Here is a 21,537-nt window from a genome sequence, read left to right as displayed (position 1 = left end):
CTGCTCAATTGGGAGCAGGCTTATTTATCGGTTTTTTGCGCAGAGGGCTATTATTTGGCGGCAGGGATGGGGGTTTGTGCCGAGCGCATAAAGGAGATCGGGGCTTGGTCGGCTTCTTCAAACGAAACCATTTCCCAGGCATCCTTGTCGTTTAACAAGGTCAATAACAATTTATTATTAAGGGCATGGCCGGATTTGAAGCCTTGATATTCGCCGATCAGGCTATAACCTAATAGATATAAATCACCTATTGCATCCAGAATTTTATGTTTGACGAATTCGTCTGCATAGCGCAAGCCGTCTTCATTCAATACTTTGTCTTCATCAACAACGATGGCGTTATCCAGGCTACCGCCCAATGCCAGATTGTTTTCCCGCAGGAATTCGATATCTTTCATAAAGCCAAAGGTGCGAGCCCGACTCACTTCTTTAACAAAAGTGGTTGAGGAAAAATCCATCACGGCTGTTTTGAGATGCTCAGAAAAAGCCGGGTGTTCGAAATCAATGGTAAAACTCACTTTAAAACCATCAAATGGTTCAAATGCGGCCCATTTGTCACCGTCTTCAACTCTGATAGCACGTTTGATGCGGATGTACTGTTTGGGCTCATCCTGTTCCACCACACCTGCCGATTGCAATAAAAACACAAAAGGACCGGCACTGCCATCCATGATAGGCACTTCGGCGGCACTGACATCGACAATAGCATTATCTATACCCAAACCAGCCAAGGCAGACAATAAATGCTCAACGGTAGAGACTTTGACTCCATCACGGACTAAGGTGGTAGAGAGTTTGGTTTCTCCAACATTTTCCGGACGGGCTGCTATCATCACTGGTACGTCCAGGTCAACACGCCGAAACCGAATACCGGTATTGGGTTCAGAAGGGTGCAGGGTCAAGTAAACCTTGTCGCCTGTATGTAATCCAACGCCTGTGGCGCGTATGCTGTTTTTTAATGTACGCTGTTTAATCATGGAATATAGACTTGATAGGAAAAGCAAGCAAGGGGGTGAGTCTACCACAGTTTATGCAATAGCTCTTCCCCTGCTTGTATGAGTATCCTTAATCGGCTTGTCGTCTCAAAAAAGCCGGAACATCCAAGTATTCCAAATCCATATCATTTCTAGGCTGGGCGCCAAACCGGGTTTCCCGGGTTTCTCTACCACCTTCCTGTCTTTGTTGACGAATGACGGTGGGTTTTTCCAGTTGATCATAATTGACTTCGCCGGCCGCTACTTTTTGCACCAATTTAATGGGCGCGTTAGCTTTGATTTTTTCACCCATGCCAGTTGCGACTACTGTCACTTTAATTTCGTTACCCATGCTAGGATTGACCGCCATACCGATTTTGATGTCGGCATCTTCGGAGGCGAAATCGTGCATGATGCTGCCGATTTCTTCAAATTCATTCAGGCCCAGATCACCATTTGAGGTGACATTAACCAGAATGCCGCGCGCACCTTGCAAATTGATATCTTCCAGTAAGGGACAGGCAATGGCTTTTTCGGCAGCCAGACGGGCGCGATTTTCACCACTTGCAATTCCGGAACCCATAATTGCGCTACCCATATTGGACATAACGGTTTTGACATCGGCAAAATCCACGTTCATCAGGCCCGGATGGGTAATCAGCTCGGTGATACCTTGCACTGCATCCAATAATACATCATTGGCTACCCGGAAAGATTCAACTAAAGAGCGATTATTGCCTAAAGTGGGCAATAATTTCTGGTTGGGAATAATGATTAAGGAATCAACCAGTTTTTCCAATTCCCGCAAGCCATTTTCGGCAACGGCTTTTTTCTTGCTGCCTTCAAAATCGAAAGGTTTCGACACAACTGCTACGGTTAATACACCCAATTCTTTAGCTATTTCGGCAAAAACGGTAATTGCGCCGGTACCGGTACCGCCGCCCATGCCTGCCGTTAAAAACACCATATCCGCACCATCCAATACTTCTCGGATGCGTTCACGGGTTTCTTCTGCTGCCGCTCGGCCTACATCCGGACGGGTACCTGCTCCCAGTCCTTTAGTTAAGTCAACACCCAACTGCACGACAGTCTCTACATTCATTTGCTTTAATGCTTGCGCGTCAGTATTCGCACTAATAAACTGTACGCCATCAATACCGATATTGACCATGTGATTGACGGCATTACCGCCGCCGCCGCCAACGCCAATAACCTTAATTACTGCATTACCACTGTTATCCATTAATTGGTATTTCATTTTCACACCCTCGCTGTCCGCAAATTAAAAGTTACCCTGAAACCAGTTTTTGATTTTCGAAAACAATCCTGCACCATTATCACCCCCCCCTAAAGACCGACCATGATGATCCTTGCCATACAGCAACAACCCGACCGCAGTCGAATATATCGGGTTCTGTGCAACATCCGTCAAGCCTGACACATATTGCGGCACCCCGACCCGTACCGGCATATGGAAAATTTCTTCTGCCAGCTCTATCAATCCTTTTACCTGAGAACTACCGCCAGTGATGACCATACCGGCGGCGATTAAATCTTCGTAGCCGCTGCGCCGCAGTTCTGCCTGTACCAACAGCATTAATTCTTCGTAACGCGGCTCGACAATTTCCGCCAGATTTTGTGCCGAAATTTTGCGCGGCTCCCGATCGCCAATACTAGGTACATTGATCATTAGCTGGGTATCGGCCAATTGGGTGAGCGCACAGGCGTATTTACGCTTGATGTCTTCGGCATTTTTAGTCGGTGTCCGCAAGGCTACTGCTATGTCGTTGGTTACCTGATCACCGGCTATCGGTATTACCGCTGTGTGCTTGATTGCACCTTCGGAAAAAATTGCCAGATCGGTGGTGCCACCGCCAATATCGATCAAACATACGCCAAGGTCCTTCTCATCATCGGTGAGTACCGCGGAACACGATGCCAATTGCTCCAGCACAATGTCATCGACATCGAGATTGCACTTTCGAATACATTTAACGATGTTCTGTTCGGCACTGACGCTGCTGGTGACCATATGCACTTTAGCTTCCAGTCGAATACCGGACATGCCTATCGGTTCTTTGATGCCTTCCTGCTGATCGATGACAAATTCTTGAGGCAGGATATGCAAAATTTTCTGATCCGCAGGTATTGCCACGGCTCTGGCCGAATCGATAACTCTGTCGATATCGTGCTGAGTAACTTCTTTTTCCTTAATTGCCACTATGCCGTGAGAATTAAGGCTTTTAATGTGGCTGCCGGCAATACCGGCAAATACCGATTTAATTTGGCAACCTGCCATTAGCTCTGCTTCTTCGATAGCTCGCTGAATGGAGTGGACGGTTGATTCCAGGTTAACGACAATGCCTTTTTTCAAGCCTTTAGACGGTGCCGTACCGATGCCGATTACTTCAATTTCATCGCCACCCCGGTACTCACCGACAATGGCAGCAACTTTGCTGGTTCCGATATCCAGTCCCACTAATAAATTTCTGTCTGTTTTTTTGGCCATTGTTATGCTCGATAATCATTTAAATCAGGTTTTTGTTTTTTCAATAATTGCTTTCCAATCTATTTCCGGCGTTCCTGGTTTCCAGGTGACGGCGTAACCGTTTGGATAACGAGTATCAACACTTGCCATCATGGCTAGTTGTTCCTCTCCTAATAAATCCATAGTCTTTAAAAAGCGTTGCATATTCTCCAACGGAGACTTACGGCCCAACTGCATTTCCAAGCCAGTTGCCAGTTTAATGCGCCATGCTCTGCGTTCATTCACGTGAAACTCGGCTAATTGCAAAGATTTATCTTTTAAAGCGATATAAACTCCTTTCATTATCTCCAGCAATTTGGCTTCCTGCCCTTCTGGCCCGGTAATCAACGGCAAATTTTTAAAGTTTTCGATATTATCCGGATACAAAATTTCGCCTTGTTTGGTCAGTAAAGCATTGCTGCCCCAACGCACTACCGGCTTACGTTCTATGATTTTGATGTACACCGCATCCGGCCAAACTCGTTTCACATCAACTTTATCCACCAAGGGCAATGTCTGCAGTACATGATGAATCTCATCCATATCGGCGTGGTAATAACCGCGCTGCATTTGCGGTGTCAGTAGCTGTTGCAGCTTATCCTTGCTGATATACTGGAACGCGCCCTCAACTTTGACATAACGTATCGGTTTGTTATAAACGCCCTGATCGCTGATTTGCCGCCAGCCTAACCAGAACTCAGCCAGTATGCAGATGATCAGTATTGAATATTTGAACTTCGCCATTTCAAGTTACCAGACTGGTTTCCAATATGCGCCAAACCAGTTCGCCAAAGTCGATACCCGCTGCCTTTGCCGCCATCGGCACCAGACTATGATCGGTCATGCCTGGCACAGTGTTGACCTCTATCAATTGCGAACAATCATTTTCATCGATAAATACATCAACCCTGGCCCAGCCGCTGACTTTAAGCCCCTGACAGGCAGTGACGGCCAATGCCTGTAACGCGTGTTCACGCTGTGCCGTTAAGCCGCAAGGACAATGATATTGGGTAGTGTTGGCCCGATATTTGGCATCAAAATCGTAGAATGCATGGGGTGTTTCCAGCCTAATCACCGGTAATGCTTGACCCTGTAATACTGCAACAGTAAATTCTTGACCAGTTATCCAACGTTCGGCATAGACATCGCAACCATACTGCTGAGCCAAACGTACGGCTGCCAATAGTTCGGCACGATTTTCCGCTTTGCTCATGCCTATGCTGGAACCTTCCTGGGCCGGTTTAACGATTACCGGAAAACCTAATTTGTTAATACAGGCATCGATATCTTGTTCTGTTTCCAGCACATACCAGGGCGGCGTTTTGAGACCCATACCTTGCCAGCACAGTTTGGTGCGCAGTTTATCCATAGTCAATGCGGACGCCAGTACGCCTGACCCGGTATAAGGCAGGTTTAAAATTTCCAATAATGCCTGTAAAACGCCATCCTCACCGCCCCGGCCATGAATGATGTTAAAAACTCTATCAATCTTGACTGCGGCTAAAGCGGCTATTGGACTGGCAACAATATCAATACCGACGGCATCGATACCTTGCTGTTGTAAGGCCTGTAAAACTGCGTTACCACTACGTAGAGATACTTCCCGTTCTGCAGCTGTGCCTCCCATTAAGACGGCTACTTTGCCAAAGGCATCCGGGTGTTTGACTTGTAAGGGCTTCATAATCCTTCACCTACTCGACAGACTTCGGTTTGCAGGCTAATACCGAATTGGCTATGCACCTGATTTTGAATATGTTCAATGAGGGTTTCAATATCAACTGCACTGGCGTTACCTTGGTTAACAATAAAATTTGCGTGTTTTTCCGAGACGATTGCCCCGCCGATTTGGTAGCCTTTCAAGCCGCAGGCTTCAATCAGCCGTGCAGCATAATCACCGGGCGGATTCTTAAACACGGAACCACAGGTCGGTTTATTAGTGGGTTGGCTAGTATTACGCTTTTCGAGTAAGTCTTTGATCTGGAGTAAGCTGGCCTGACTATCACCTTTACTAAGCTTGAGCTGGGTTGATAAAAACCAAGCATCTTCCAAACCTTGGACCGAGCGGTAGGCAATCGCAAAATCCTGCTTGGCGCGTTCACTAACTTGGCCTTGGGCATTAATAAGCTCCACACTCTCGACGATATTCCAGGTTTCTCCACCAAATGCGCCGGCATTCATTTTCAAAGCCCCACCCATGGTGCCGGGGATTCCGGCCAGGAACTCCGCCCCTGTCAGACTTAAATCACTACAGTATCTGGCAACATGTGCACACGGTACGCCGGATTCGACATAAACCCGTTCAGCACCTTGCAATTTCATGTTTTTCAGACGATTTCGGGTATTAATAACCGTGCCTTTGAAACCACCATCCCGCACCAAAAGATTACTACCCAGACCAATCCAGAAAACCGGCTCATCTGCCGGCAGTTGTCGGATAAATTCAATAAGATCAGCCTTATCTTCAGGGATATACATTTGTTCAGCAGGCCCACCTACCCGCCAACTGGTATATTTGGCCAAAGGTTCATTTTTCAGCAATGAGCCTTTTAAGGTCGGGGAATTATTCATGGCTCAAAACCTTGGCTAGATTTTGTGGTAATTCAGCCGCGATCTGTCCGACATTTCCGGCCCCCATGGTTAAAATGACATCATCTTCATGGAGGATGCCTGCCAAAATGACCGGCAAATCATTACGGTTCTGGACAAAGACCGGATCCACTTGACCTCGTACCCGGATAGAACGACACAAACTTTTACTATCTGCCCCTGTGATGGGTGTTTCCCCGGCGGCATAGACATCCAGCAAAATCAAGACATCGATACTGGACAACACTTCGACAAAATCTTCAAATAAATCACGGGTGCGGGTGTAACGGTGCGGCTGGAACACCACTACTTTACGGCGTGTTGGCCAAGCTTGACGCAATGCTTCCAAGGTGGCGGCCAATTCGCGGGGATGATGGCCGTAATCGTCGACCAGTGTCACCACGCCTTTACCTAGATTCACGTCACCATTGACTTGAAAGCGCCGCCCTACGCCTCTAAATTCCGCCAAACTTTTAACGATGGCAGCGTCATCAACCCCCAAAGTAGTGGCCACGGTAATCGCCGCCAGAGCATTGAGCATATTATGCCAACCGGGCAAGTTGAGGGTTACTTGTAAGGGTGTTAGCTTAGCCCAGCGCAGGACGGTGAAATGAGTACGCAAGCCATCCTGCTTGATGTTAATGGCGCGCACATCAGCATCATCATTGACACCATAGGTTTTTACCGGCTTGGACATTTCCGGCAGGATGTCCCGAACTCCGGCATCGTCACTGCACAAGACTGCCAGGCCATAAAATGGTATCTGATGCAGAAATTTGGTAAATGTGTCTTTCAGGCGATTGTAACTACCGCCATAGGTTTCCATATGATCCTGGTCTATATTGGTAACCACGGCGATCATGGGCTGCAAATACAGAAATGATGCATCGCTTTCGTCTGCTTCCGCCACCAGATATTTACCTAAGCCCAGCTTGGCGTTGCTGCCGGCACTATTTAGACGTCCACCGATAACAAAGGTTGGATCCAGACCGCCTTCGGCCAGCATCATGGTGGTGAGACTGGTAGTAGTGGTTTTGCCGTGAGTACCGGCCACCGCAATACCAAATCTGAATCGCATTAATTCGGCCAACATTTCCGCCCGGGGAATCACTGGAATTCGGTTTTCGTAAGCTGTGGTTATTTCAGGGTTACTATGATCAATGGCACTGGAAGTAACCACGACATCAACATCGAAGACATTTGTGGCGCTATGATCGAAATAGACTTTTACCCCCATTTCAGTTAATCGCTGAGTCGTGGCAGACTCTTTGATATCCGATCCGGAGACTTTATAGCCCAGATTAGACAATACTTCGGCTATGCCGCTCATGCCACTGCCGCCGATACCGACAAAGTGAATTTTTTCTATATCGCCCAAGGCCTGGCTGGGTACTTGAAAATTGGGCCGGTTCATATGGCCGCCTCTGCTACGCAAAAATTAACGACGGCCTGAGTGGCATCGTATCTGGCGCTATTGCTTGCGGCCTGGCTCATGGTATTAAGAGAGTTCATTACTTGATTGATGGCTTTACGCAAATTTTCGACATTTAGTTCCGGTTGCGGTAACAACAAAGCCGCGCCTGCCGCTGTTAAATAGCGGGCATTGGCGGTTTGATGATCGTCTATGGCATTTATTAAGGGCACAAATATGGCCGGCAGTCCGCAAGCCGCTACTTCACTGACCGTCATGGCTCCGGCTCGACAAATGATTAAATCCGCCCATTGATAGACCTCAACCATATCATCTATAAATGCGCTGACTTCAGCGGCAACGGCCAACTCTTGATAGTGTGCAGTGACTTCAGCCTGCATTGCCGCCCCAGTTTGGTGCTTAACTTCGATATTCGGCAATGTGGCCAGGGCTTGCGGCAGCTTATCGTTTAAAACCTTGGCTCCCTGACTACCGCCAACGATCAATATTCTGAAGGCGCGACCGATCTCGGGATGCCAAACCGTTTTTTGCGGTAAGGTCATGAAGGCTTTCCGCAGGGGATTGCCGGTACAAATGGCTTTGACTGTTAGTGGAAAGCTGTTTGGAAATGCCTCCAGCACTTTACTGGCCGCCAGTTTGACCAGCAAACGATTAGTTGTGCCCGGCACACGGTTCTGTTCGTGTATGATCACGGGAATGCCCAACAATTTTGCTATCAAGCCGCCCGGAGCTGCCACAAATCCACCCATACCCAGCACAACATCGGGCTGACGCCGGCGCAATATTTTCCAGGCCTGCAAGCAAGCCTGGATTAAGCGCAAGCCTGCCAATAATTTGGAAACCAATCCTTTGCCGCGGATACCATCTACTGTCAACCAGTCTATGTCCAAGCCATGGGCCGGCACGACCCGGCTTTCCAAACCTTTGCGTGTACCTAACCAGCTGACTTGCCAGCCTTGTGTCCGCATTTCATCAGCAACAGCTAAGGCCGGAAATACATGCCCACCGGTACCGCCGGCCATGATAATGATACGTCCACTCATCAGTGCCTCTCCTTGGTATGGCTTTTATAATGTTCAATGACTTCATAATGAATTCTGAACAATACTGCCAGAGAACCGCACATGACTATCATGCTGCCGCCACCATAACTCATTAAAGGCAGCGTCAAGCCTTTGGTGGGCAACAAACCCATATTGACACCCATGTTCACAAAGGCCTGAAAACCAAACCAGATTGCCAAGCCATAAGCTACCAGCGCAGAAAAGCGATCGCCGATTTTTTCGGCTTGCTCGCCTATCACAAATGCCCGGGCAAATAAGGTGGTAAACAGGCCGATGGTAACCATTACTCCAACTAAGCCTAATTCTTCTCCCAATACCGAGAATAGGAAATCAGTATGAGCTTCGGGCAAATAAAACAGTTTCTGCAGGCCATTACCTAAACCCACCCCAAAAAATTCGCCGCGCCCAAACGCAATCAAAGCCTGAGTCAGCTGAAATCCTGAGTTTCTGGCATCTTCCCAGGGATTTCTGAAACTGCTCACCCTAGCTAAACGATAAGGTTCCAGATAGATTAGAAAGGCCAATACAACCGCCATAAGAACCATCAGCCAGATAAACTGGCGTAGTCTGGCGCCACCCAAAAACATCATGCCCATGGCTATAATCAAAATCACCACAACGGAACCCAGGTCCGGTTCCTTGAGCAATAATATGCAGGCAATGGAGAACAGGGAAAGGGGCTTCAGCAAAGCAAAATCTGATTGTCTTACGTAGGCGGAATGCCGGGTTATATAGCCGGCGATATAGATAACTGAGATGAATTTGACGACTTCCGATACCTGAATCCGTAAACCCAGCAGAGACAACCAGCGGGTACTGCCATTGACTTTGACGCCAATACCCGGAATCAACACTATTAACAGCAACAGTATCCCGATTATGAACAGCTGCTGGCCCTTTTGCTCCCAGGTCCGCATGGATATTTGCATGATTCCGACAGCAAATACCAAACCAATCACAATGTGCATTAACTGTTTGAACGGATAATGGGAAATGTCATTACCCATTTTTACACCTAGATGTACCGATGCTGAGGTCACCATCAGAAAACCGATAGCCAGTAAACTGAAGCAGGCTATTATTAAAGGTTGATCGATATGCTGGCGTTTTGTGGTTCTGAGCGGTTTTGAACTGGGGCTTAACATGGCACCTGCTCCATAACAGCTTCGACAAATTTGTTGCCCCTATCCAGATAACTTTTATATTGATCTAAGCTGGCGCATGCCGGGGATAACAGCACCACATCACCGGTTTTTGCCTGATTTTGAGCAATTTTTACCGCTTCTTTCATATTGGCGGCAAAAAATATCGGTACGCAATCAGCCAAGGCCTGTGCGATTAATTCGGCATCCTTGCCCATTAGAATCACAGTCTTGGTTTTGGCTTGAACGGCAGGCGCAAGTTCGCGCATATCGGCACCTTTACCATCGCCACCGGCTATTAGAATGACTTTACGCTGATAACCCTGTAACGCTGCGATACAAGCGCCGATATTGGTAGCCTTGGAATCGTTGACCCAGACCACGCCGGCAACGGACTCAGCCACCTTTTGCATACGATGCGGCAATCCTTTGAAACGTTTCAGGGCATTACACATGGCCTTGATATCGAGACCAACTGCATAGCCAAGAGCAATCGCTGCCAGAGCGTTAGCAATATTATGCGTACCCTCCAGCCTTAACTCATCTGCCCGCATCAGGGTTTGCTCACCAAATTGCAGATAATCTGTTTCTCCACACTGTAAATAAAAATCTGCCGGATGCTGGGTGGAAAATGTAATACATTTACGTTGCTCATCCCGCATAGTTAAGACCTGCTCATCATCGGCATTGAGAATCATGGCCCCGTTACCGCGAAAAATACGTTGCTTTTCCTTGGCATAACCAACCATACCCTCATGCCGGTCGAGATGATCGGGACTAAGATTTAGCACTGTGGCTGCTTTTGCATTTAACGCTGTAGTCCTTTCCAATTGAAAACTGGATAACTCCAGAACATACAAATCGGCATGCTGTTGTAATAACTCCAGTGCCGGGGTACCTAGATTGCCGCCAATTGCGGTCTTAACTCCGGCCGCATTTGCCATATCACCCAGCATGGTGGTGACAGTGCTTTTACCGTTGGACCCGGTAATGGCAATAATGGGTTTATCTGTTGCGCAGGCGAATAAATCGATATCGCTTAATACCGTGACCCCAGCCAACATGGCTTTATTAATTGCCGTTTCATTGAGCGACACCCCCGGACTAATCAGCATATGGGTGGCCACCTCAAAAGCGGATTGGTCAAATCCTCCTAAAAATACCGGAACATCAGGCATTTGTTCGCGCAGGGTATCGATTAGCGGGGGATTACGGCGACTGTCGATCACGGCAAATTTAATAGGGGTTTTCTGTAAAAACTGTGCAGCAGAAAACCCGGTAGCGCCCAGACCGACAATCAGCAATCTGGCCTCGGCCGGCCTTAGTTTGAAGTGTTGTTCTAATGCTGCTAAAAGATGCTCGCTACTCATACTTATCTCAGCTTCAATGTTGCCAGACCGATCAGAACCAAAATGACCGAGATAATCCAGAACCTGACAATAATGCGCGGTTCCGGCCAACCTTTGAGTTCGAAATGATGATGAATAGGTGCCATTAGGAACACCCGCTTTTTACGCGTTTTATAGGAAGCAACCTGAATGATGACCGAGATGGTTTCCATCACAAAAATACCACCCATAATGACCAGCACCACTTCCTGTCTAACCAACACTGCAACTGTACCCAGCGCCGCACCCAAAGCCAAGGCACCAACATCGCCCATGAATACCATAGCCGGATAAGCGTTGAACCAGAGAAAACCTAAACCTGATCCCACCAGCGCCCCGCAAAACACCACCAATTCGCCGGCCTTGGGTATATGGGGTATCGCCAGATATTGGGAAAAATTAATATGTCCCGACAGATAAGCAAAAAAACCTAAAGCGGCAGCTATCATCACTGTGGGCATAATGGCCAAGCCATCCAGTCCATCGGTAAGATTCACGGCATTGCTGGATCCGACAATGACCAGATAGGTCATTACCACATAGCCCCAACCTAAATTTAAGGTGATATTCTTGAAAAACGGCACGATAAAACGGGTTTCAGCCGGTACTTGAGCACTGTTGAACAGATATATTGCCGCTGCCAAGGCCACCACAGACTGCCAAAACAGCTTGCTTCTTGCCGAGAGGCCATCACTATTCCCCAGCATGACTTTTTTGTAGTCATCAATAAAACCGATAATGCCGTGAGCTAATGTCACCAACAACACCACCCAAATATATCGATTACCCAAATCAGCGCACAACAAGGTACTAATGGCTACAGAAAACAGGATCATGGTACCGCCCATGGTAGGAGTACCGGATTTTGAATAATGACTTTGCGGACCATCTTGGCGTACGCTCTGACCGATTTTGTTGCTGGCCAGTTTTCTGATCATCACCGGACCAATCAAGAGCGAAATACCTAATGCGGTTAACACCCCCAAAATGGTACGAAATGTCAGGTAATGTAAGACTCTGAAACCAGAATCTATATTTGATAAATAATCTACAAGTAAAAGTAACATTATGCTGCTCTAAAATTATCGACCATGGATGCCACGACGTTTTCCATTTTTTGTGACCTTGAACCTTTCACTAATAATATTTCCTTGCCCTTGATTTCCTGATTGACGGCAGCAATCAGTTGGGCCTGAGTTTCAAAAAATCGGGCTCCCTTACCAAAAGCCGCGACAGTTTGTTTCGTCGCCTCGCCTACCGCGAATAAGCGTTGCACCGACATGGTTTTGATCATTTCACCCATTTGCTGGTGAATGTGTGCACTGTCTTCACCCAACTCTGCAAATGCACCTAGTATCAGCCAGTTTTGTGCGCCGCTATCCAGGGCAGCCAATGCGGCTTTTAATGAAGCAGGATTAGCATTATAGGTATCATCTATAATGATGTTGCCTTTGCGGCCTATCAGCGGCTGCATCCGGCCAGTAACAGGCCTTAAACTCTCCAATCCTGACTTGATGTCTGCCAAACTGACTTGAAATTGGCGCGCCACTGCAGCAGCAGCCAGTGCATTTCTGACATTATGCTCACCAGCCAGATGCAGATTTATGGAGACTGTGTCACTACCGGCCTGCAACTCAAAACTGGTTTGAAAGCCCTGGCTAGTTAAAGCTGTCTCAATATTCCGGGCGCGAATATCAGCCTGTTCATGCAAACCAAAACTACAGATCTTGCGGTTACCGGCTAAATCCAACCAAAATTCAAAATACTCATCGTCCCGATTCAACACGGCTACGCCATGTTGAGGAAGGTTTTCTATGATTTCGGCCTTGGCCCGCGCCACACCCTGCACACTGCCAAACCCCTCGATATGGGCCGGACCAACATTGGTAATGACACTGACATCAGCTTGGGCGTAATGACTGGTATAGGCGATTTCGCCGAGATGATTGGCACCCATTTCAATTACTGCAAAGCGATGCTTTTCAGTTAGCCTTAACAAGGTTAACGGTACGCCAATTTCGTTGTTCAAATTACCCTGGGTATATAAGGTTTCTCCCTGGGTGCCTAAAATGGCGGCTATCATTTCCTTGACGGTGGTTTTGCCATTACTGCCGGTCACGCCGGCCAGTTTTAGCGATAGACTATTGCGCCAATATCCGGCCAGTTCTGCCAAAGCCCGTCGGCTATCGTTGACGATAATCTGCGGTAAATGGGTAGCGCCTTGATGTTCAACCAACACTGCAGCGGCACCCGCCTGTTCAGCTTGTTCAATAAAGGCATGACCATCAAAGTTTTGGCCTGACAGAGCTATATACAGTTGGCCAGGCTGTAGGCTACGGGTGTCTATGCTGACTCCGGCTACACTGAAATTTGCTCCCAATAATTGCCCGGAAACGGCTGTAGCTATGTCATTAAGAGCTAAGTTCATGCCGCAGACTCCCATGCGGCTAATGTCTGCTTGACAATATCCTGATCGCTGAACGGCAATTTTTCACCATTGATTTCCTGATATTGTTCATGACCTTTACCGGCGACCACAACACTGTCAGTTTTGGCGGCGGCGAGTATGGCGGTACGTATCGCTGACTCCCTATTGTGTATCACTCTGGTTTTAGCGCTTTGGCAACCTGCCAGAATGTCTTTGACAATATCTGCCGGTGATTCATGGCGCGGATTATCATCGGTTAATATCACTTGATCGGCTAAAGCTGCGGCTATCCGACCCATTTCTGCGCGTTTTCCTTGGTCGCGATTACCGCCACAGCCGAATACCAGCCAGAGTTGCCCTTGGTTTTTAACCACTTGCAAAACTTTTTCCAATGCATCGGGTGTATGAGCATAATCAACAAATACGCTGGGTTTATTCACTCCACCGAACTTTTCCATACGCCCGGCTATGGCTTTAAATTTTGCCGCACGCGCCACCGCTGCCGAAAAAGGTACATCCATAGCCAGCAATACCCCGATCACAGCCAGCACATTTTCCAGATTGAAACTGCCCACCAAGGGAGTAAACGCTTTAACTGTCTCGGTACGCCAAGTAATATGAAAGCTTATACCTGCCTGGCTATAGTTGATGTGGTCAGCGATTATGTTTTCTGCACCAGCCCAAACCCGGCCACTGCGGCTATGCGTCCAGCATTTGACTTGATCCGGCACATGCGCCAAAACCACATCACTTTTGGGATCATCAAGATTGATGACGACAAACTCCAGATCCGGCTTGGTAAATAAGCCCAGCTTTGCCCGTAAATATTCGTCCATGCTTTGATGGTAGTCCAGATGATCTCGAGTGATATTAGTAAACACTGCACCTTTAAAATGAACGCCGTTGACTCGTCCTTGCTGCAGGCCATGCGAGGACACTTCCATCGCCACTGCCTGTTTATGCTGCAGCACAAAACCATGCAATATTTTCTGGATGGCTAAAGCATCTGGCGTGGTATTGACAGTCGGCACCAAATGCTCGCTATCGCCCCAGCCTAAAGTGCCTATCAGAGCGCAGTCCGGCAGTGCCTGGGCGATTAACTGGCTACAAGTGGTTTTACCATTGGTGCCGGTAATGCCGATCACTGCCAATTTATCGGCGGGATAGTTGTAAAATCTGGCCGCGATTACGCCTAAATGCTGATTCAATCCGGCTACGGCCAACACAACTATATCTGTAGCAAACTCGGGCAGTCGCTCGATACCGGCTGGATCATAGACAATTGCATTTGCGCCATTCGCTATGGCAAGCTCCGCATATTCAATGCCATGCCGCTTCGCACCATGCAGGGCAAAAAATACATTGGCATTGGCCATGTTTCGACTATCCAGGCTCAAGCCTTTGACATCCACATCAACGACTGTTTTGGCTATATCTTTGAGTAAGTTAGATAATTTCATCGTTTGCTTAATAATACATGCATGTTATCCACACCATCCGGCTCAACACCATAAACCCGTAAGGCTCCTGCCATCACTTTGGCGAATGCTGGTGCAGCAACCTGACCACCGTAATACTGGCCTGAGGTCGGCTCATCCACGACAATGGCTATGATGAAACGCGGATTACTGGCTGGAGCCATGCCAACAAATACCGATAGATATTTGTCTTCGGTATATCCGCCTTTTGTGGCTTTTTTAACTGTTCCGGTTTTGCCGGCCACTCGGTAACCCTCAACTCTGGCCAGATAAGCTGTACCTTCTTTGCTTATCACTTGCTCCAACATTTCCCGGACTTTTCTGGCCGTTTCGGCTTTAAAAACCCGCTTGGCATCCGGATCTTCATCGCGTTTAAGTAAGGTAACCGAATGCACTATGCCATCGTCCGCCAGCGCGGTGTAGGCTCTGGCCAGCTGTAAAATTGAAGTGGATACCCCGTAACCAAACGATAAGGTGGCCTGATCAAACTCGTGCCAACTTTGATAATCCAGTAGCGAACCACTGGCTTCGCCGGGAAAACCAATGCCGGCTGAAGTACCAAAACCAAGTTTGCTGTAGATATCCCAGAAATCTTTGGGCTCCATGGTCATGGCAATCTGCGTCACTGCGATATTGCTGGATTTCTGCAATACATGGGTCAAATCCAGAGTACCGTAGTTATGTACATCTTTGACCACATTACGGCCAAGATGGTAAATGCCATGGGTTTCTATCAGAATATTTGGATCGATATAACCGCCATCCAATGCCGCAGCCACCACAAAGGGTTTAACGGTAGAACCCGGCTCGAAACTGTCTACCATGGCCCGATTCCGGTGATACTGAGAACTATTTAATTCTTTGCGATTATTTGGATTGAAGGACGGTTGACTGACTGAAGCCAGCACATCACCATTTTTGGCATCCAGCACCACTAAGGATGCAGAATGGGCTTTATTTTGGATCACGGCATTTTGCAATTCCCGGTAAGCCAGATATTGAATACGTTCATCAATGGTCAAGACCAAATCTCTGCCGGCTTCTGCTTCCGCTATATTTTCCACATCTTCAATAATTTGGCTTTTACCGTCTTTGATAACCTGCTTTCTGCCAATTTTGCCGCGTAAAATTGATTCATACCCATGTTCAAGACCTTCCAGTCCTACATCGTCAACATTGGTGAAGCCTAGCAAGTGGGCAGACACGGCACCTGCCGGATAATAACGCTTGAATTCTCTTTGCGCATAAACCCCGGCAATACCCAGGGCTTTAACTTTTTCAGCCAGTGCCGGGATGATTTGTCGCTTCAGATAAAAAAACCGCTTTTTCTCCTGCTTTTTTAACAGGCTGTGCAAATCTTTTTCCGGAATGGATAGAATCCGGCCCATTTCATCTATCTTGGCTTGCTCGCTGTCTTTTAACTGACGAGCATTAATCCAAATGGATTGCACCGGCGCACTGATGGCTAACGGTTCCCCATTTCTATCCCGAATCTGGCCCCGATAAGCTGAAACCGGGACTACTTCCAGATATTGACTGTCGCCTTTATCTTGTAAAAACTCTTTGCTGAATATTTGTAAATAGACGGCACGCCCCACCAGTACCAGCATTGCCACGACCATCGAATATTGCAACAGTCTACGCCTGACGACAAAATCGCCGGTTGCATATCTTGAAGTTCTGATGGTTGGATCAATTTTCATCTCAGGGTTTTATATAAATAATTTTGTTTTGTGCCGGTAAAGTCAGTAGTAAACGGTTTCTTGCCTCAATTTCTATACGATTTTCTTCGGTGAGTGTGGTCAACTCCAGTTGTAACTGCCCCCATTCCACCTCGTAATCGTCCAGTGCTTTTTCCTTGTCCTGTATTTGTATAAACAGGTGACGTGACTGGTATTTGCTGTATATCACCGCAATTGCTGAAAGCATCAACATGATGATCAATAGGGTCAGCAACACATTTCTGGCTATAAGCATTAAAGTTTCTCCGCTACCCGCATCACTGCACTACGCGCCCGAGGATTTTGCTGTACTTCCTGTTGGCTGGCGCGAATCGACTTGCCGATTTTTTTCAACCTGCCCTGCTCAAGCTCATGCTGTTTGATCGGTAATCGGCCCGGGTTAGTTTTCAGCCCGGATTCATCCCTGATATAGCGTTTGACGATCCGATCTTCCAGAGAATGAAAGGCAATCACGACCAAGCGCCCACCTGGAGCCAAACTATCAACAGCTTGGCGCAGACCGAGTTTGATTTGCTCAAGTTCCTGATTTACTTCTATTCTGATAGCTTGGAAAGTTCGAGTGGCCGGATGTTTGTGCTTATCGCGAAACGGCACACAATTTTCAATTAGCTTTGCCAACTGCAAAGTGGTTTGAATCGGTTGTATTTGCCGCTGTGTGACAATGGCATGAGCTATGCGTCTGGCAAACCGCTCTTCGCCGTATTCAAAAATCACTTTTGCCAAGCTTTGCTCATCAACTTGCTGTAAATATTGATAGGCTGGAATACCATTGCTGGTATCCATACGCATATCGAGTTCGCCATCTCTCAAAAAACTGAAGCCTCGTTCGGCGCTATCCAACTGCGGAGAAGAAACCCCTAAATCCATCAAGACACCATTGACTTTTCCTGAATAACCGTATTGACCAAGCAATACGGTAAAATCCGAAAAGCAGCCATGATGTAAAACAAAACGATTATCGGCCAGCAATTGGCTGGCTTCCGAACTGGTAATCGCCGCCAAGTCTCTATCAAGCGCCAGCAAGCAACCGGATGGACCCAACTGCTCCAAGATACCGCCACTGTGCCCACCCCGACCAAAGGTGCAATCTACATAAATGCCGTCAGCCTTAATATTGAGTTGTGCCAATGCTTCTTGATATAAAACACTCTGGTGAACTAACATGGCTGTCAAAATGACAAGGAGCCCAATTCCTCGAGCCCTTCGTTATCACTGCCGTCCAGCCATTCCTGCTCTTTTGCCTGCCATGCGGCTTCGTTCCAAATTTCAAATTTTGTTAATTGTCCGACTAAAAGCACCTGCTTATCCTGCTTGATTTTGGCAAATTCACGTAGTTTATCCGGTAACATTAAGCGGCCCTGGTTATCCATTTCACATTCAGTGGCATTTCCGATCAGAAAGCGCTTCAGCCTGATACTCATTTTGTTCAAGTTTGATAATTTGCTGATGGTTTGCTCCACCTGCTCCCATTCAGGCAGGGGATAGAGCCATAAGCAACCGGGCTCGCCTATGCTTCTTTCATTCACGGCTATTGTTACTATTAGTTGGCGTTCACAGCTATCTTGCAATTCATCGCGATAGCGCGTGGGGATCGCTATTCGACCTTTTGCATCCAGACTGATAGTATTTATGCCTCTAAACAAAACAGCGCCCCAAAAAAAACCAAAAATCACCACATTTCCTCAATTTGATACCACTATAATTTTCTAACCGCTCTGAGTCAAGAGCTGTTTAGATTAAATTCTTTCTTTTTCTACAATGACTTACGTTTTATTTTCATGCCTAGACAAACGAAGACAGGACTTAAAAATAATTCCCATCTTAATCATGAAGTTAATTGGTTTAATTGATGTAAAATATAAACAAGAATATTATAAAATAATAATTTTCTAATATATTGAGGGGTTGAGCTGTATTAAATGCACCTAATCGGGCCAAGATTTAATCCTGAAACAGGTAATTTGGCCAGCAAATCACTCACTCCCGACTCTGTGGATTCGGGTAATTCAGGTTTAGCAAATTATCTGAACCAAGCGGCTCATTACGGCTTGGTCAATCAGTATTGACCGGAACAGCTATCGGCTTAGAATGTGAGCCAAACTAAATTTCGGATTTTTGATGCCGCGCCAACAGATTATTGACCGCCTGCTTGGGCGCCAATTGGTTAAACAGGACATTGTAAACCTGCTCAGTAATCGGCATTTCAACATGGTACTTCTGTGACAAACCATAAGCTTCCTGAGCAGCCGATATGCCTTCAACTTCTTGATTAATTTCGGCAACCGCCTGCTGCCAACTTTTACCTTGGCCTAATGCCAGACCAAAACGCCGATTTCTGGATTGATTGTCGGTACAGGTCAATATCAAATCGCCCAGTCCGGTCAAGCCCATAAAGGTGTCTTGCCGGCCACCCAACTTATGCCCGATGCGCATAATTTCGCTTAAGCCACGAGTGATCAATGCCGCTCTGGTATTGGCACCAAAACCGAGACCATCTGCTATCCCGGCAGCTATAGCCAACACATTTTTACAAGCCCCGCCAACCTGTACTCCAACCATATCGGTACTGGTGTAAGTCCGAAAGTGCTGATTATGTAGGACCTGGGTGAGCTGACTTGTTAAGTCTTCTGAAGTAGAGGCTATTGTCACAGCAGTTGGCAAATCAGCAGCGACCTCTCCGGCAAAAGTAGGGCCTGCCAACACGGCAGTTTTGACATCGGCCCCCAACACATTAACCACAACCTGACTAAGCAACAAACCGTCCTCAGGATTAAACCCTTTGCTGGCCCAGGCAATTTTCAGATTTTGATGCAGAAATGGTTTGATTTGCAGCAAAGTACTTTTAAAAGCATGGCTGGGCACGCTGATCAGCAACAGATCACTGGCCACAACTGCTGCCTGTAAATCTGCGCTGACACTGAGATTTTCTGGAAAGTGAAACCCCGGCAGGTACCGTTGGTTGATCCTCTCACTCGCCAAGTTGGCGATATGCTGCCGATTATGGCCCCATAACAGTGTATCGTAACCATTTCTGGCTGCAAGTAAGGCCAACGCGGTGCCCCAGGAACCGGCACCCAGAATACTGATAGCGGACATTAAACTTAATTTAATGTCTTGGCTTCAGGCGCTGACTGAGACTGTTGGATATGTTGGACATACAAGGCATCAAAATTGACTGGCGCCAATATCAACTGCGGAAAACCACCTTTATTAACCAAATCCGACACCACTTCACGGGCATAGGGAAACAGAATGTTAGGGCAAAAACTTCCCAGCATCGGGCCAATTTCCTGCTCGTTAAATCCATTAACCAAGAAAATACCCGCCTGTTTTACTTCAACCAGATAAGCGATATTTTCCTCAATTTTTACTGTAACGGTGATGGTCAACACCACCTCAAAAACGCCATTCTCCAATGGTTCGACTTGAGTAGCCAAATTAAAATCGACGGCCGGCTCCCATTTTTGGGTAAAAATTTTCGGCGCATTGGGTGTTTCGAATGAGAGATCTTTGGTATAGATCTTTTGGATAGCGAATTGCTTTTCGGCTGCTCCGTTTGCTTCTGACATAGTCAAACTCCTGATGGTAAAATTTATTCTTTATTTTTACTGCTGTTTTTAATGGGCAGTTTATTGTCTTCCCATGACTGCATACCACCAGCCATGTTAAACACCTGTTCAAAACCGGCTTTCGATAAGGTTTTACTTGCTGTTGCAGAACGAGCTCCAGTTTGGCAAACCACAATCAGAGGATGGCTTTTATGTTTACCAAGCTTGGGCAATTGCTCTTCAAGCTTGGCTAAGGGGATATTTTGGGCATCTTCAATATGACTTTTTATAAACTCTTGCGGATCCCGGACATCCACAATCAGACTGTTTTCGTCGTTCATTTTGGTCACGGCGATCAATGGCGAAATGCTTTCATATTTATTGAAGGCATTGCCCAAAAACTCTTGCAGCAGCAAAAAGATAACGCAAACCAAGGCAAAAACCAGCAAATAGTGGTTGGTGGCAAATTCGATATATTGGTCCATCAGTAGGGGATAAATAGTTTATTAGATTAAAGGGGCAAACTGGTGCAAAACACGCCGCGCATCATTTGGATAAGATGAATCACTCGTTCATCGTCAATGTAATAGTAAACGCGATTGGCTTCTTTCTTGAAGTCGAGAATACCTTTGTCACGCATAATTGCCAGATGTTGAGAAATATTGCTTTGACTGGTACCGACTTTTTCAACGATATCCTGCACACTGATAGAGTTACTGCCAAGTACGCATAGTATCTTTAAGCGCAACGGGTGAGACATGGCTTTTAAGCACCAAGCGGCACGATTGATATCGGAATCTTCGTATAGGATGTGACTGTCGGTTGAATTCATATATTAAGAATAATAACAATTATTGCCGCACTAAGGGCTTATTTCACATCACGCCAGACTAAGCGTGCTGGTATAATGTTGCAATCGTAAATTGAGTAGTAATTATACATCGTTAGCTCGGTCAATCTAACAGACTACGCTTTATTGTCAATACCTAAACCTGCATCAGCCACCAAATCAAAATTGGTAAGCCAATCGGTTTGTGATCTACTGACGCTTTCGTGGAACATTTGCAAAAACTAAATGTTTGGAGCTTACAAATGGCAAATCGGCCCAAAATCCTGCTGATGCTGATACTTAGCGACTTTGGCCCAGGTACGGAACAAAACCATAATGCCATTGCTGCGTCCTCAACATTTGGCATTTGCCAGCCCGTTGAAATGATTAAACGGGCGC

At 46.8% G+C, this 21,537-nt stretch carries 21 protein-coding genes; all 21 read right to left on the bottom strand.

Going from position 1 to position 21,537, the window contains the following annotated elements; translation table 11 throughout:
• Nucleotides 1–50: 50 nt before the first annotated feature.
• Complete coding sequence (gene lpxC, locus KEF85_RS00640; RefSeq protein WP_215582596.1) at nt 51–977, bottom strand: UDP-3-O-acyl-N-acetylglucosamine deacetylase; 927 nt, start codon at nt 975–977, stop codon at nt 51–53.
• A gap of 88 nt (nt 978–1,065) precedes the next feature.
• Entirely contained in the window at nt 1,066–2,232 is a 1,167-nt protein-coding gene (gene ftsZ / locus KEF85_RS00635; protein WP_215582594.1) for a cell division protein FtsZ, read from the bottom strand.
• A gap of 24 nt (nt 2,233–2,256) precedes the next feature.
• Nucleotides 2,257–3,483: a cell division protein FtsA gene (gene ftsA / locus KEF85_RS00630; protein ID WP_215582591.1), complete on the bottom strand. Its 1,227-nt coding sequence runs from the start codon at nt 3,481–3,483 to the stop codon at nt 2,257–2,259.
• Between the two features lie 24 nt (nt 3,484–3,507).
• Entirely contained in the window at nt 3,508–4,245 is a 738-nt protein-coding gene (locus tag KEF85_RS00625; RefSeq protein WP_215582589.1) for a cell division protein FtsQ/DivIB, read from the bottom strand.
• A gap of 1 nt (nt 4,246) precedes the next feature.
• Nucleotides 4,247–5,182 (bottom strand): D-alanine--D-alanine ligase, encoded by a 936-nt coding sequence (locus KEF85_RS00620; protein WP_215582587.1) that lies wholly within the window; start codon nt 5,180–5,182, stop codon nt 4,247–4,249.
• On the bottom strand, nt 5,179–6,069 hold the full coding sequence (murB, locus tag KEF85_RS00615; RefSeq protein WP_215582586.1) for a UDP-N-acetylmuramate dehydrogenase: 891 nt from the start codon (nt 6,067–6,069) through the stop codon (nt 5,179–5,181). Before murB ends, KEF85_RS00620 begins: the two co-directional genes overlap by 4 nt.
• Nucleotides 6,062–7,501 carry a UDP-N-acetylmuramate--L-alanine ligase gene (gene murC, locus KEF85_RS00610; RefSeq protein ID WP_215582585.1) on the bottom strand — a complete coding sequence of 480 codons (1,440 nt, stop codon included), beginning with the start codon at nt 7,499–7,501 and terminating at the stop codon, nt 6,062–6,064. Before murC ends, murB begins: the two co-directional genes overlap by 8 nt.
• Nucleotides 7,498–8,562 (bottom strand): undecaprenyldiphospho-muramoylpentapeptide beta-N-acetylglucosaminyltransferase, encoded by a 1,065-nt coding sequence (murG, locus tag KEF85_RS00605; protein ID WP_215582584.1) that lies wholly within the window; start codon nt 8,560–8,562, stop codon nt 7,498–7,500. Before murG ends, murC begins: the two co-directional genes overlap by 4 nt.
• Nucleotides 8,562–9,728, bottom strand: a complete 1,167-nt coding sequence (gene ftsW / locus KEF85_RS00600) for a putative lipid II flippase FtsW (protein ID WP_215582583.1) — start codon at nt 9,726–9,728, stop codon at nt 8,562–8,564. Before ftsW ends, murG begins: the two co-directional genes overlap by 1 nt.
• Nucleotides 9,722–11,095 (bottom strand): UDP-N-acetylmuramoyl-L-alanine--D-glutamate ligase, encoded by a 1,374-nt coding sequence (gene murD / locus KEF85_RS00595; RefSeq protein ID WP_215582582.1) that lies wholly within the window; start codon nt 11,093–11,095, stop codon nt 9,722–9,724. Before murD ends, ftsW begins: the two co-directional genes overlap by 7 nt.
• A 2-nt stretch (nt 11,096–11,097) precedes the next feature.
• The gene (gene mraY / locus KEF85_RS00590; RefSeq protein WP_215582581.1) at nt 11,098–12,180 is read right to left on the bottom strand and encodes a phospho-N-acetylmuramoyl-pentapeptide-transferase; all 1,083 of its coding nucleotides are present in this window, start codon (nt 12,178–12,180) and stop codon (nt 11,098–11,100) included.
• Entirely contained in the window at nt 12,180–13,541 is a 1,362-nt protein-coding gene (locus KEF85_RS00585; RefSeq protein ID WP_215582579.1) for a UDP-N-acetylmuramoyl-tripeptide--D-alanyl-D-alanine ligase, read from the bottom strand. The genes mraY and KEF85_RS00585 overlap by 1 nt, the downstream gene beginning before the upstream one ends.
• Complete coding sequence (locus KEF85_RS00580; protein WP_215582577.1) at nt 13,538–15,001, bottom strand: UDP-N-acetylmuramoyl-L-alanyl-D-glutamate--2,6-diaminopimelate ligase; 1,464 nt, start codon at nt 14,999–15,001, stop codon at nt 13,538–13,540. Before KEF85_RS00580 ends, KEF85_RS00585 begins: the two co-directional genes overlap by 4 nt.
• Nucleotides 14,998–16,722, bottom strand: coding sequence for a peptidoglycan D,D-transpeptidase FtsI family protein (locus KEF85_RS00575; RefSeq protein ID WP_215582575.1), 1,725 nt, complete (start codon nt 16,720–16,722; stop codon nt 14,998–15,000). Before KEF85_RS00575 ends, KEF85_RS00580 begins: the two co-directional genes overlap by 4 nt.
• 1 nt (nt 16,723) lies before the next feature.
• Nucleotides 16,724–16,996 carry a cell division protein FtsL gene (gene ftsL, locus KEF85_RS00570; RefSeq protein WP_215582573.1) on the bottom strand — a complete coding sequence of 91 codons (273 nt, stop codon included), beginning with the start codon at nt 16,994–16,996 and terminating at the stop codon, nt 16,724–16,726.
• Nucleotides 16,996–17,925, bottom strand: coding sequence for a 16S rRNA (cytosine(1402)-N(4))-methyltransferase RsmH (gene rsmH, locus KEF85_RS00565; protein WP_215582571.1), 930 nt, complete (start codon nt 17,923–17,925; stop codon nt 16,996–16,998). The genes ftsL and rsmH overlap by 1 nt, the downstream gene beginning before the upstream one ends.
• A 5-nt stretch (nt 17,926–17,930) precedes the next feature.
• A complete protein-coding gene (gene mraZ, locus KEF85_RS00560) occupies nt 17,931–18,404 on the bottom strand; it encodes a division/cell wall cluster transcriptional repressor MraZ (protein ID WP_215584917.1) in 474 nt (157 codons plus the stop codon).
• A gap of 457 nt (nt 18,405–18,861) precedes the next feature.
• Nucleotides 18,862–19,857: an NAD(P)H-dependent glycerol-3-phosphate dehydrogenase gene (locus tag KEF85_RS00555; RefSeq protein WP_215582569.1), complete on the bottom strand. Its 996-nt coding sequence runs from the start codon at nt 19,855–19,857 to the stop codon at nt 18,862–18,864.
• Nucleotides 19,858–19,862: 5 nt separating this feature from the next.
• Nucleotides 19,863–20,330 (bottom strand): protein-export chaperone SecB, encoded by a 468-nt coding sequence (gene secB / locus KEF85_RS00550; protein WP_215582568.1) that lies wholly within the window; start codon nt 20,328–20,330, stop codon nt 19,863–19,865.
• Nucleotides 20,331–20,353: 23 nt separating this feature from the next.
• Nucleotides 20,354–20,725, bottom strand: a complete 372-nt coding sequence (locus KEF85_RS00545; RefSeq protein WP_343222134.1) for a rhodanese-like domain-containing protein — start codon at nt 20,723–20,725, stop codon at nt 20,354–20,356.
• Nucleotides 20,726–20,820: 95 nt separating this feature from the next.
• The gene (locus KEF85_RS00540) at nt 20,821–21,141 is read right to left on the bottom strand and encodes an ArsR/SmtB family transcription factor (RefSeq protein ID WP_215582564.1); all 321 of its coding nucleotides are present in this window, start codon (nt 21,139–21,141) and stop codon (nt 20,821–20,823) included.
• Nucleotides 21,142–21,537: the final 396 nt, after the last annotated feature.

This window comes from Methylomonas paludis, assembly GCF_018734325.1.
GTDB classification, from domain to species: Bacteria; Pseudomonadota; Gammaproteobacteria; order Methylococcales; family Methylomonadaceae; genus Methylomonas; species Methylomonas paludis.
Note: the sequence above shows the minus strand (reverse complement) of the source record. Positions and strands in the feature narration are given on the sequence as shown.